This is a genomic window from Acidocella aquatica (assembly GCF_030160635.1).
Taxonomy (GTDB): Bacteria; Pseudomonadota; Alphaproteobacteria; order Acetobacterales; family Acetobacteraceae; genus Acidocella; species Acidocella aquatica.
The window spans coordinates 25,207-37,897 of record NZ_BSOS01000041.1 but is presented as its reverse complement, the minus strand read 5'-3'; the positions used below and the strand labels follow the sequence as shown (position 1 = coordinate 37,897).

Annotated in this window: 9 protein-coding genes; 2 read left to right on the top strand and 7 right to left on the bottom strand. The window is 62.8% G+C overall.

What is annotated here, in order from left to right:
• Nucleotide 1: 1 nt before the first annotated feature.
• Nucleotides 2–1,516: a sugar ABC transporter ATP-binding protein gene (locus QQJ84_RS07715; RefSeq protein ID WP_284257549.1), complete on the bottom strand. Its 1,515-nt coding sequence runs from the start codon at nucleotides 1,514–1,516 to the stop codon at nucleotides 2–4.
• Between the two features lie 240 nt (nucleotides 1,517–1,756).
• Here QQJ84_RS07715 and QQJ84_RS07710 point away from each other — a divergent pair, with 240 nt between their 5' ends.
• The gene (locus QQJ84_RS07710) at nucleotides 1,757–2,806 is read left to right on the top strand and encodes a LacI family DNA-binding transcriptional regulator (RefSeq protein WP_284257548.1); all 1,050 of its coding nucleotides are present in this window, start codon (nucleotides 1,757–1,759) and stop codon (nucleotides 2,804–2,806) included.
• A 109-nt stretch (nucleotides 2,807–2,915) separates the two neighbouring features.
• Here the strand turns inward: QQJ84_RS07710 and QQJ84_RS07705 are convergent, their stop codons facing one another.
• The 4 genes from QQJ84_RS07705 to QQJ84_RS07690 all read right to left on the bottom strand — a co-directional run bounded on the left by QQJ84_RS07705 (nucleotide 2,916) and on the right by QQJ84_RS07690 (nucleotide 7,882).
• Nucleotides 2,916–4,163, bottom strand: a complete 1,248-nt coding sequence (locus QQJ84_RS07705; protein WP_284257547.1) for an ammonium transporter — start codon at nucleotides 4,161–4,163, stop codon at nucleotides 2,916–2,918.
• 181 nt (nucleotides 4,164–4,344) lie between these two features.
• Nucleotides 4,345–5,223 (bottom strand): 3-hydroxyisobutyrate dehydrogenase, encoded by an 879-nt coding sequence (mmsB, locus tag QQJ84_RS07700; RefSeq protein ID WP_284257546.1) that lies wholly within the window; start codon nucleotides 5,221–5,223, stop codon nucleotides 4,345–4,347.
• Nucleotides 5,223–6,377, bottom strand: a complete 1,155-nt coding sequence (locus tag QQJ84_RS07695) for an isobutyryl-CoA dehydrogenase (RefSeq protein WP_284257545.1) — start codon at nucleotides 6,375–6,377, stop codon at nucleotides 5,223–5,225. Before QQJ84_RS07695 ends, mmsB begins: the two co-directional genes overlap by 1 nt.
• Before the next feature lie 5 nt (nucleotides 6,378–6,382).
• Nucleotides 6,383–7,882 (bottom strand): CoA-acylating methylmalonate-semialdehyde dehydrogenase, encoded by a 1,500-nt coding sequence (locus tag QQJ84_RS07690; RefSeq protein WP_284257544.1) that lies wholly within the window; start codon nucleotides 7,880–7,882, stop codon nucleotides 6,383–6,385.
• 125 nt (nucleotides 7,883–8,007) lie between these two features.
• On the opposite strand from QQJ84_RS07690, the gene QQJ84_RS07685 reads away from it, so the two are divergent.
• On the top strand, nucleotides 8,008–8,910 hold the full coding sequence (locus QQJ84_RS07685) for a LysR family transcriptional regulator (protein WP_284257543.1): 903 nt from the start codon (nucleotides 8,008–8,010) through the stop codon (nucleotides 8,908–8,910).
• A 117-nt stretch (nucleotides 8,911–9,027) separates the two neighbouring features.
• Here QQJ84_RS07685 and pyc read toward each other — a convergent pair whose 3' ends face one another.
• A complete protein-coding gene (pyc, locus tag QQJ84_RS07680; RefSeq protein ID WP_456304812.1) occupies nucleotides 9,028–12,471 on the bottom strand; it encodes a pyruvate carboxylase in 3,444 nt (1,147 codons plus the stop codon).
• The gene (locus QQJ84_RS07675; RefSeq protein WP_284257542.1) at nucleotides 12,431–12,682 is read right to left on the bottom strand and encodes a hypothetical protein; all 252 of its coding nucleotides are present in this window, start codon (nucleotides 12,680–12,682) and stop codon (nucleotides 12,431–12,433) included. The genes pyc and QQJ84_RS07675 overlap by 41 nt, the downstream gene beginning before the upstream one ends.
• Between the last annotated feature and the right edge of the window lie 9 nt (nucleotides 12,683–12,691).

Sequence of the window (12,691 nt, the reverse complement as noted above, 5' to 3'; positions counted from 1 at the left end):
CTCAATGCGCCTCCGCGCCGAGGAACGCAGCGCCGACGCGTGCGGCGGTCACATCCGCACCCTTTAATTCGGCCGCGATTTTTCCGCCATAAATCGCAATCACCCTGTCGCATAATACGATCAACTCTTCCAGCTCCGACGATATGACGACAATGGCCATCCCCTGCGCCGATAATTCCTCGATCAACCGGTAAATCTCATCCTTCGCGCCGACGTCCACGCCGCGCGTCGGCTCATCTAGAATTGCAACCTTCGGGTTTGTGCTCATCCATTTGCCGAACACGATCTTCTGCTGGTTGCCGCCCGAAAGCTGGCCGGCCGGCTGGTCAATCCCGCGCGCGCGCACCTGGTAGCGGTGCATCGTGTCGTTGGCGATCGCAATTTCACGTCCGCGGTTGAGGATGCCGCTCTTGCGCTGCAGCCGGCCGATCTGCCCGGCGGTTGCGTTGTCGCGGATCGACATGGGAAGGATCACGCCATGGCGCGCGCGGTCCTCAGGCACATAAACCAGCCCGGCCTCGATAATATCGCCAATTGATGAAGTGGAGATGTCCCGGCCGGCCAGCATTACGCTGCCGCCGGACTTCGCGCGCAAGCCGCACACCGCCTCGGCGATTTCTGTGCGGCCGGAGCCGATCAATCCTGAAAAGCCGAGGATCTCACCTGGGCGGACATCAAAATCCACCCCTGAGAACACCGGCGCATGCGCCAGGCCGCGCACGCTCAACACAGGCTCGCCCTGGGCCTCCCGGCGAACCCGCCTGCGATCAAAAATTACCTCACGCCCCACCATGGCGCGTACCAGGCGGGCGCGGTCGAACCCGTCGCGGCCCACCTCATCGGTCACCGCGCCATCACGCAGAACGCTTACGCGGTCGCTGATCTCGCTTACCTCTTCCATGCGATGGCTGATAAAACCCAGCGTGCAGCCCTGCCCGCGCAACCGGCGCATGATGGCGAATAGAATCCCCACCTCCCGGCCGGTGAGGGGGGATGTCGGCTCATCGAACAAAATAATCCGGCACCCGCGCAACAGCGCCTTGGCGCATTCCACAAGCTGCTGCTGGGCAATGCTCAGATGCTTGGCGTCATCGCGCACATCCACATCCAGCCCGAGCGCCGAGAGTGCGTCCTGCGCCTGGCCACGAATGGTCTTCCAGTCAATCCGGGAAGGAAAACGGCCGCGCGTGGGGAGCATCCCGAGGAACATGTTTTCGGCGACGCTCAGCTCCTTCAACAATGCCGGCTCCTGAGGAACCAGGTAGATGCCATGGCCATACGCGGCGCTGGGGTTGCGCAGATCGAGCGCCGCGCCGTCCAGGCTGATCTGCCCGGCATCGGGCTGGTGAATCCCGGCGAGAATGCGGAAAAGCGTGGATTTTCCGGCTCCGTTCTCACCCATCAGCGTATGCACTTCGCCCGGCGCCAGAGAAAGGGAGACATTGCGCAACACGCTGTTGGCTCCGAAGCGCTTATCAATCCCGGCGGCGGCCAGCAGGCCAGAGGTGCGGCTCATCAAATCCTGCACGGCGGCGTCCCGAGGCAAATTCTTTGAAATTTCCACCAATTAACGTTCCCTATGCGTACCCCGATTCTCACCTGTCAGGCCGCCGGAGCGTTATATGTTACCCCGAATGACAGCGCAACCATATTTTTTGATAGCGCTACCATTTTCTTGTTATTTGCCCTGGACGAGACCGGCAAGAGGAAGTAAACATGGCAACAATCGCCCAAGGCCATAGAAAGACAAGGCATTTTGGATAAATCCCCGCCTGAAACCATCAACACCGAGGCTCGCCGCGCCAGCCATGGCGCTGTCACACTGGCGGATGTCGCGACCCTTGCCCGGGTGGCGCCCATTACTGTATCGCGCGCGCTGAACAGCCCGGACAGCGTCTCGGAGACGCTTCGCAGCCGCATTCGCACGGCGGTGGATCAGCTCGGCTATGTGCCCAACCGCATGGCCGGCGCCCTCGCCTCCGCCAAAACCAAGGTTATCCCCGTCATCGTTCCGTCTCTCTCGAACGTCGTCTTCATCGAGGTGATTGAAGGCGTGCAGGAAACGCTGACGGCGCACGGCTACCAGTTGTTGCTGGGCACCACCGACTATAACCTGGAGCGGGAAGCCGAGCTGGTTTCGGCCCTGCTCGGCTGGGCGCCGCCCGGCGTGATGATCGCGGGCCTTCGGCATCTGCCGCGCACCAATACCATCCTCAAAAATGCCGGGCTGCCGGTGGTCGAGATGATGGAGTACGGGGCGCGCTGCATCGACATGAATGTCGGCCTCTCGCATGTTCGCGCCGGCATGGAAATGGCCGAACATTTGCTCTCGCGCGGGTACCGGAAAATCGGCTTCGTGGGCACAAGGCTGCGCGATGACTATCGCGCGAGACAGCGCTACGATGGCATGCACCGGCGCCTGCTGGAAAGCAAAATCGCGAGCGATATGCTGTTTGATTATCCGGGGGGCGGCAGCCAGCAACTTGGCTGGAACGCGCTTGGAGATATCCTGAAATCCAACCCGGAGCTTGATGCGCTGTTTTTCGCCAGTGATGAAATGGCGGTTGGCGCCATTCTGCGCGCCCAGCGGGAGGGCATCGCAATTCCCGGGCGCATCGCCATCGCCGGCTTCAATGGCCTGCCGGTCAGCACGCTGGTCACGCCGTCGCTCACCACAATCATCTCACCACGTAAACTCATGGGCCACACCGCGGCGGAAATGCTGCTTGCGCGCATCGCGGGCGGCAGCCCGGCGGCGCGGCGTGTCAATGTTGGGCTGGAACTCGCGGCGCGGGAAAGTACATAACGGCCGCGCCCCTTCGCGTGGTGCTGGCGCTATGGGTAAGCCGTTCAAGCTAACCGCATATTGCTCGCGCAAACACGAGCTTAGAATATTCAGCCATTTGCTGGATATTCTAAAACAATTGTTCGCCATGCAGCACAATATCCAACCCTTCGCGTTCTTCTTCCCGCGTCACCCGCAACCCAACCACCATATCGGTGATTTTGAGCAGCACCCAGCTCATCGCCGCGCAATAAACAACAGTGGCCAACACGCCCACGGCCTGAACCTTCAACAACGCCACACCGCCAGGCGCCGCCAGGGTGGCCGAAAGGGGGCCAAAAGCAAACCAGCCGGTGGCCAGCGTGCCAATCATTCCGGCGATGCCATGCACGCCAAAGGCATCGAGGCTGTCATCATACCCCAAGGCGGATTTCAACGAGGTGGCGGTCCAGAAACACACAAACCCCGCCGCCAGGCCGATGGCCAGTGCCGGGCCCGGCAGCACGAACCCGGCTGCCGGGGTAATCGCCACCAGCCCGGCCACGGCGCCGGAGATGGCGCCCAAAACCGAAGGTTTGCCACGCAGCGCCCATTCGACGAAAATCCAGGACAAAGTGGCGGCGGCGGCGGCAATCTGGGTCACCAGCACCGCCATCCCGGCGCGGCCGTTGGCGCCCATGGCGCCGCCGGAGTTAAAGCCCATCCAGCCAACCCAGAGCAGCGAGGCGCCAATAACAGCGTAGCTGAGGTTCCAGGGCGCCATGTTCTCCTGCCCGTAGCCCAGGCGCTTACCCAGCATGAGCGCACAGATCAGCCCGGTGACACCGCAGTTGATTTCAACCACCGTACCGCCCGCAAAATCCGCGATGCCCATTTTGGCGAGCCAGCCTGTGGGCGCCCACACCCAATGCGCCAGCGGCGCATAAACCAATATCGACCACATGGTGAAAAACAGCAGCAGCGCGGAGAACTTCATGCGATCCGCGCAACTGCCGGTCACCACCGCGGGGGTGATGATGGCGAAGCTCATCTGGAACATCAGGAACACGCTCTCGGGGATTGTCGTCTGCGTGGCGTAGGGCGTTCCCGCGGCGAGGGTGAAGGGCTTGTCCCAGTTCGCAGCAAGCCCCTGCAGGAACACACGCGAAAAATCACCGATGAAAGCGTTACCATTGGTGAAAACCAGTGAATAGCCAACAATCATCCACAACACGGTCATCACCGCGCAGAGCATGAACGACTGCATCATGATCGCGAGAACGTTCTTCTTCCGAACCATTCCGGCATAAAACAGCGCCAGACCTGGTATTGTCATCAACAGCACCAGAATCGTGCACATCAGCACCCAGGCCACATTGCCTGGTTCAACTTGCTGCATTTATTTGGCATCCCTCAGAGGCTGGTGTTGTCGTGACTTCCCCCAAGGGGCGGCTTGGCATGTCTGCTATTCTATTCCACTTCCGGCGGTCAAGGCTGGAGGGGCGCGCCATGCGGCAAGGGGCGGCCCTGGCAGCCGCCCCTTCAAATTCCGCACGGCCGGGAGGTGAAACCCTCCCGGATCATTTTTCCCGGATAGCGTTAATAATGCCTGAGAAATCCACGCCCGCATGTCCTGTATCAACGTAGTCCTGATAAATTTCAGCGGCATGCTTGCCCAGTGCGGTGGCGGCTCCCGCGCTGGCGGCGGCGTCCTGGCTGAGCAGCAGATCCTTGAGCATCAGCGCCGCGGCAAAGCCCGGCTTGTAATCATTGTTGGAAGGGCTGGTGGGCACTGGGCCGGGCACCGGGCAATAGCTGGTGAGCGACCAGCACTGGCCGGAAGAGGTGCTGGCGACATCGTACAGCGCCTGCGCCGAAAGCCCGAGCTTTTCGCCCAGCACAAACGCCTCGGAAACGCCGATCATCGAAATACCCAGGATCATGTTGTTGCAGATTTTCGCAACCTGCCCCGCACCGGCGCCACCGCAATGCACGATCTTCTTGCCCATGACCTCCAGCACCGGCTTGGCGCGCGCAAAGGCCGCATCCTCGCCACCGGCCATGAAGGTGAGCGTGCCGGCCGCCGCCCCGCCGACACCGCCGGAAACCGGCGCGTCCACTGCCGCAAAGCCAGCTTTTTCCGCCAGTTCATGCGCCTTGCGGGCGCTGTCCACGTCAATCGTCGAGCTGTCGATGAACAGCGTGCCGGGCACGGCGGCTTTTAAAATGTCGTTGTAGACGCCCAGCACCAGTTTGCCGTTGGGCAGCATGGTGATGGCGATTTCCGCCCCCGCGAGAGAGCCCGCGGCACTCGGCATCACCTTGATCCCGGCCTTGGCCGCAGCCTCGATGGCGGCGGGAACCAGATCGAACCCGTTCACCTCATGCCCGGCCTTCACCAGGTTGATGGCCATCGGCAGGCCCATGTTGCCCAGGCCGATAAATGCGATTTTCGCCATTATTTTTTGTCTCCCATGAGCTGGCGCGAGATGATCACCCGCATGATTTCGTTGGTGCCTTCAAGGATCTGATGCACGCGCAGATCGCGCACGATTTTCTCGATGCCGTAATCGGCCAGATAGCCGTAGCCGCCGTGCATCTGCAGCGCTTCGTTGGCGATCTCGAAGCCGGTGTCGGTGGCGAAGCGTTTGGCCATCGCGCAGAGCACCGTTGCGTCGGCGGTTTTCGCATCCAGCGCGCTGGCCGCGCGCCACAGCAGCAGCCGCGCCGCCTCCAGCTCGGTTGCCATATCCGCAATGCGGAACTGCAACGCCTGGAACGTGCCGATGGGCTTGCCGAACGCCTTGCGCTCGGAGAGGTAGGTGATGGTTTTATCCAGCGCCGCCTGCGCGCCGCCGAGCGAGGCCGCGCCAATGTTGATGCGCCCGCCATCAAGCCCCGCCATCGCGATTTTAAAACCGATGCCCTCCGGGCCTAAACGATTTGCCACGGGCACGCGCGCATCCTCAAAAATCACCTGCCGCGTCGGCTGGGCGTTCCAGCCCATCTTGTATTCATTGGCGCCGAAGGAGACGCCGGGGGTGTCCTTGTCGATAATCAACGTGGAAATACCGCCGGCCCCCTCGCCGCCGGTGCGCACCATCACAACATAGACTTCCGCCGTGCCCGCACCCGAAATGAATTGCTTCACGCCGTTGACGATATAATGCTCACCATCGAGCACGGCTTTGGTGCGCAGGGAGGCGGCGTCCGACCCGGCGGCCGGTTCGGTGAGGCAGTAGCTGGAGAACCATTCCATGCTGCACAGCTTGGGCAGATATTTTGCTTTCTGCGCATCGCTGCCGTAACGCTCGATCATTCCGGCGGCCATGTTGTGGATCGAGATATAGGAGGAAACCGCCGGGCAGCCGGTCGCCAGCGCCTCGATAATCAAGGCCGCGTGCAGCCGGGTCAGACCCGAACCGCCATAGGCTTCGTCGATATAAATTCCGCCCATGCCCAAGGCGGCGGCCTCACGTATCACATCAACCGGAAAATGCTTCTCCCGGTCCCATTCAATCGCGGAAGGCGCCAGACGTTCGGTCGCGAACGTCTGGGCCATGTCACGAATGGCGAGTTGATCTTCATCGAGGTTGAACGAGAGGCCACCCATGGTCATCAATCCATCGTCGGGATGACGAAGCTGGCGCCGTCTTTCACGCCTGAAGGCCAGCGCGAGGTGACGGTTTTGGTCTTGGTGTAGAAGCGGATCGAGTCTGGGCCATGCTGGTTGAGATCGCCAAAGCCCGAACGCTTCCATCCGCCAAAGGTGTGGTAGGCGATGGGAACAGGGATGGGCACGTTCACGCCGACCATGCCGACCTGCACGCGGGCGCAGAAATCGCGCGCGGCATCGCCGTCACGGGTGAAGATCGCGGTGCCGTTGCCATATTCATGCTCGTTGGGCAGGCGCAGGGCATCTTCGTAAGTGTCAGCGCGGACCACCGCCAGCACCGGCCCGAAAATCTCTTCCTTGTAGATTTTCATCGTGGGGGTGACGTTGTCGAACAAGGTGCCGCCGATGAAATAGCCGTTCTCGTAGCCCTGCATCTTGAAGCCACGGCCATCGACCAGCAGGTTCGCACCTTCGGCCACGCCCTCATCGATATAGCTCTTCACGCGGTTCAGCGCATCCTTGGTGACCAGCGGGCCGTAATCAGCCCCGGCATCGGAGGACAGGCCGATCTTCAACGCTTCAACGCGCGGGATCAGCTTTTTCACCAGCGCATCGGCGGTGGCCTTGCCGACCGGCACGGCGACCGAGAGCGCCATGCAACGCTCGCCGGCGGAGCCGTAGGCCGCGCCGATGAGGGCATCGGCCACCTGGTCCATATCCGCATCCGGCATGATGATGGCGTGGTTCTTGGCGCCGCCGAAACATTGCGCGCGTTTACCGTTCTGGGCGGCGGTCGCGTAAATGTAGTTTGCGATCGGGGAGGAGCCGACGAAGCCCACCGCCATGACGCGCGGGTCATGCAGGATGGTGTCCACCGCTTCCTTGTCACCGTTCACCACGTTGAAGATGCCCGGCGGGCCGCCGGCGGCGAGGAACAGCTCGGCCAGGCGCAGCGGCACCGAGGGGTCGCGCTCGGAGGGCTTGAGGATAAAGGCGTTGCCGCAAGCAATCGCCGGGGCGGCCTTCCACAGCGGGATCATGGCCGGGAAGTTGAACGGGGTGATCCCCGCGACGACGCCCAGCGGCTGGCGCATGGAGTAGACGTCAATATTGGTGCCGGCCTCGGTGGTGTATTCGCCCTTGAGCAGATGCGGGATGCCGATGGCAAACTCCAGCACTTCAACGCCGCGCTGAATGTCGCCCTTGGCGTCAGGCACGGTCTTGCCGTGCTCGGAGGAGAGCAGGCGGGCCAGGGAGTCCATCTCGGCGTTGATCAGCGCGAGGAAATTTATCAGCACGCGGGCGCGGCGCTGCGGGTTGGTCGCGGCCCAGCCGGGCTGGGCGGCGGCGGCATTGGCAATTGCGGCCTCAACCTCCTGCTTGCTTGCCAGCGCGACCTTCGCCTGCACGGCGCCGGTGTTGGGATCGAAAACATCGGCAAAGCGGCCGGATGTGCCGGTGACGGTTTTGCCGCCAATGAAATGATTTAATTCGCGCGCCATGGGTCTCTCCTCTGGGCTGTTCTTGCCGGAGCTGTCTATCCGCGTTAACATGCCCGATGAAGAGTAATTCTTCCGCAATCATTGCGCAATTTTGCACAACGCACTCGTGCGCATAAGGGCAGGCCATGGCCGGACGTAAACGCGCGCAGAATTGGGATGATTTGCGGCATTTTCTGGCCGTGGCGCGCACCGGCACGCTCTCGGCCGCGGCGGAGGCGCTGGGAACCGACCACACCACTGTCGCCCGGCACATCCAGCGGCTGGAGGAACGTCTGACCACGCGGATATTCTACCGCAGCAACCTTGGTTACGATTTGACCGCGAGCGGGGAGCAATTGCGGCCCATCGCCGAGACCATGGAAGCCAGCTATCTGCAGGCCGCCTCGATGGAGAGCGAAAATCCGGCGGTCTCGGGCACCATCCGCATCGGCGCGCCGGATGGTTTCGGCACCGCGTTTCTCGCCCCGCGTATCCACAAGCTGGCCGCGCTGCATCCCAAACTGGAAATCGAGCTGTTGGCCACCGCGCGGGTGTTCAGCCTCTCCAAACGCGAGGCGGATATCGGCATCAGCCTCACCTCGCCGGAACATGCCCGCGTCGTCTCGCGCCGCCTGACCGATTACCGGCTGCATATATATGCCTCAGGCGACTACCTCGCGGCGCAACCGCCGATCACCAGCCCCGCCGACCTCTCCCGCCACGGATTTGTCGGCTATATCGAGGACATGCTGTTCACGCCGGAGCTGAACTACCTCAGCAGCATCGGCCCCGGGATCAGCGCGCGCATCCGCAGCACCAACCTCACCGCCCAGGCCTATGCCACCGCGGCCGGAAGCGGGCTTTGCGTGCTGCCGGCGTTCATCGCCCGGCTGCATCCGGGGCTGGTGCCCGTGCTGGCGGAGGAGATCTCGCTGAAACGCTCGTTCTTCATGCATATCCATGAAGACAACCGCAAATCCGCGCATGTGCGCGCTGCCGCCGCCTTCATCACCACGGAGCTGGCGCAAAGCCCTGGGTTCTTTGGGTAAAGCGCGATCGTTTGAGGTTCGCTCAATCAAGCAAGCCGAACGCGTGAATCGCCATCCGAAAAATGGCCAGGGCCTGATCGCATTTAAAGCGATCAGGCCCTGGAGCGATATCCGGGGCTACACGAATTCGATCAGCAGGTCTTTGGCGTCCACCTGTTCGCCGGGGCGCACCAGGATGGATTTGATAACCCCTTCACGCGGGGCGGTGAGCTGGGCTTCCATTTTCATGGCCTCGATGGCCAGCAGGGGTTCGCCCTGGGCCACGCTCTGATCTTCGCGCACGAGGATGGCGGCGATGGAGCCTGGCATGGGGGCGCCGAGCTGTTTGGGGTCGGAATCGTCCGCCTTGCGGCGAGCGGGGCGCGCGGCGGTGGCGTTGCGGTTGGGCACGCTGATGACGCGGGGCTGGCCGTTGAGCTCGAAGAAGACGCGCACGTTGCCGTCCTCGTCGGTGTCGCCCAGGGTTTGCAGGCTGACGATCATGGTTTTGCCGGCCTCCAGGGTGACCGAAATCTCGTCCCCCGGCTTCATGCCGTAGAAATAGACCGGCGTGGGCAGCACGGAGACCGGGCCGTAGGTGCGCATGGAGGCGTTGAAGTTGGTGAAGACCTCCGGGTACATCAGGTAGGAGGCGAGGATCTCGTCGTTGAACTCGATCCCGCAGCGCTCGGCCGCGGTTTTGCGCACGGCCTCGATGTCGGCCGCGGGGATGAGCGAGCCGGGGCGCACGGTGATGGGGGCTTTGCCTTTGAGCACCTTTTTTTGCAGGGCTTCGGGCCAGCCGCCGGGGGGCTGGCCGAGGTCGCCATGCAACATTTCGACGACGGATTGCGGGAAGGAGATTTCCCGAGCCGGGTCGGCGACATCCCTGGCCGAGAGATTTTGGCTGACCATCATCAGCGCCATGTCGCCCACCACTTTCGAGGAGGGGGTGACCTTCACGATGTCGCCAAAGAGGTCGTTGGCGTCGCGGTAGGCGCGGGCGACCTCGTGCCAGCGGGTCTCCAGGCCGAGCGAGCGGGCTTGTTCACGCAGGTTGGTGAACTGGCCGCCAGGCATTTCGTGCAGGTAGACCTCCGAGGCGCCTGATTGCAGGTCGCTCTCAAAGGCGGCGTACTGGCCGCGCACGGCCTCCCAGTAGAAGCTCATGCGGCGGATGGCGTCGGGGTCGAGGCCGGTGTCGCGCTCGGTGTGGCGCAGGGCTTCAACCAGCGAGCCAAGGCAAGGCTGCGAGGTGAGGCCGGACATCGGGTCCATCGCGGCGTCGAAGGCGTCCACCCCGGCGGTGACGGCGGCGAAGACGGTGGCGCCGGAAATGCCGGAGGTGTCATGCGTGTGCAGGTGGATCGGCAGGCCCACGTTTTCCTTCAGGGCCTTGACCAGCACGCTGGCGGCGGCGGGTTTGAGCAGGCCGGCCATGTCCTTGATCGCGAGGATATGGCAGCCCGCGGCCTCAAGCTGTTTGGCGAGGTCAACGTAGTAGTTGAGGGAGTATTTGGCGCGGGCGGGGTCGAGGATGTCGCCGGTGTAGCAGAGCGCGCCTTCGGCCAGCTTGCCCGATTCCACCACAGCGTCAATCGCGACGCGCATGTTCTCCACCCAGTTCAGGCAGTCAAACACGCGGAACAGGTCGATGCCGCCTTCGGCCGCCTGTTTGACGAAGAATTTGACGACGTTATCGGGGTAGTTTGTGTAGCCGACGCCATTGGCGCCGCGCAGCAGCATTTGCAGCAGCAGGTTGGGGGTGCGCTCGCGGATGCCGCGCAGGCGCTCCCACGGGCCTTCCTGCAGGAAGCGCATGGAGACATCGAAAGTGGCGCCGCCCCAGCATTCCAGCGAGAAGAGCTGCGGCAGGGCGACCGAGTAGGCCTTGGCGGCGGTTATGATGTCGTAGGAGCGCATGCGCGTGGCGAGCAGCGACTGGTGGGCGTCGCGCATGGTGGTGTCGGTCACCAGGGCGCGCTTTTGTTCGCGCATCCATTTGGAGAAGCCCATCGGGCCGCGCTGGTCGAGGATTTGTTTGGTGCCATCGGCGCGCTCGTTGCCGAAGCGTGGGGCCTCGGGGGTGCGGGCGTGGGCGGCCGGCAGCGGCTTGCCGCGGGTTTCGGGGTGGCCGTTAACGGTAACGTCGGCGATGTAGCGCAACAGTTTGGTCGCGCGGTCGCGGCGCTTGCGGACCTGGAAGAGCTCTGGCGTGTTGTCGATAAAGCGGGTGGTGTAGCGGTTGGCGATGAAATCCGGGTGGTTGAGCAGGGCCTCGAGGAAGGTGAGGTTGGTGGCGACGCCGCGGATGCGGTATTCGCGCAGGGCGCGGTCCATGCGGGCGACGGCTTCCTCGGGTGTTGGCGCCCAGGCGGTGACCTTTTCGAGCAGGGCGTCATAAAACCGGGTGACGATCGCGCCGGCGTAGGCGGTGCCGCCGTCCGCGCGGATGCCAAAGCCAAAAGCGCCGCGATAGGCGGTGATGCGGCCGTAGTCGGGGATGAAATTGTTCTCGGGGTTCTCTGTGGTGATGCGGCATTGCAGGGCATGGCCGCTAAGGTGGATGTTTTGCTGCTCGGGCACGCCGGTTTCGGGCAGGTTGCCGATATGGCCGCCCTCGGCGATGTGGATCTGGGCCTTGACGATGTCGATGCCGGTGACGACCTCGGTGACGGTGTGCTCGACCTGGACGCGCGGGTTGACCTCGATGAAGTAGAACTTGCCGGTGTCCATATCCATCAGGAATTCGACGGTGCCGGCGTTGCAGTATTGGGTGGCGCGGCCGATGGCGAGTGCGGCGTTGCAGATTTCGGCCCGTTCGGACTCGTTCAGATAGGGGGCCGGGGCGCGCTCGATGACCTTTTGGTGGCGGCGCTGGATGGAGCAGTCACGCTCGAAAAGGTGGACGAGGTTGCCGTGGGAATCGCCCAGGAGCTGGACCTCGACATGGCGGGCGCGGCGGACGAGTTTTTCCAGATAGACTTCATCGTTGCCGAAGGCGGCCTTGGCCTCGCGCCGGGCGGCCTGGACGGATTCCAGCAGGGTGTCCTCGGACTCGATGGGGCGCATGCCACGGCCGCCGCCGCCCCAGGAGGCCTTAAGCATGACCGGGTAGCCGACTTCAGCGGCCAGACGTTTGATCTCCGCCGCGTCGCCGGGCAGCGGGTTGGTGGCGGGCATGACCGGCACGCCGACAGAGATGGCGAGGTTGCGGGCGGCGACCTTGTTGCCGAGGCGGCGCATGGTGTCCGGCGAGGGGCCGATGAAGACAATGCCCTCGGCGGCGCAGGCGTCGGCGAAATCGGGGTTTTCGGAGAGAAAGCCATAGCCGGGGTGGATGGCATCGGCATTGGCCTGTTTGGCGACGCGGATGACTTCCTCAATGGAGAGATAGGCCTCTATGGGGCCCATGCCGCGGCCGATCAGATACGCCTCGTCCGCCTTGAACCGGTGCAGAGAGAGTTTGTCATGCTCCGGATAGATGGCGATGGTCTGAATGCCAAGCTCAGCCGCCGCGCGCATGACGCGAATGGCGATTTCAGACCGGTTGGCGACCAGAAGGCGTTTGAAATGCTTCACAGATGTATCTCTCCGTCATGCCGACATAGTACCGGCTGGGCCGGTTTGCATGGTCGTATCCTAAATGATTACCCTTGAGCAATGCCACCAGCCAGGAGATAGGCGAGATTATGCCTTTTTTTGCAGCAAAACACTGTGCTGGTTTATTTTTAGGCTTAATTATCCCGGCATAAAAAAGGCGGGCTATGAAGCCCGCCTTTTTTAGCGGCATTTACCTGGA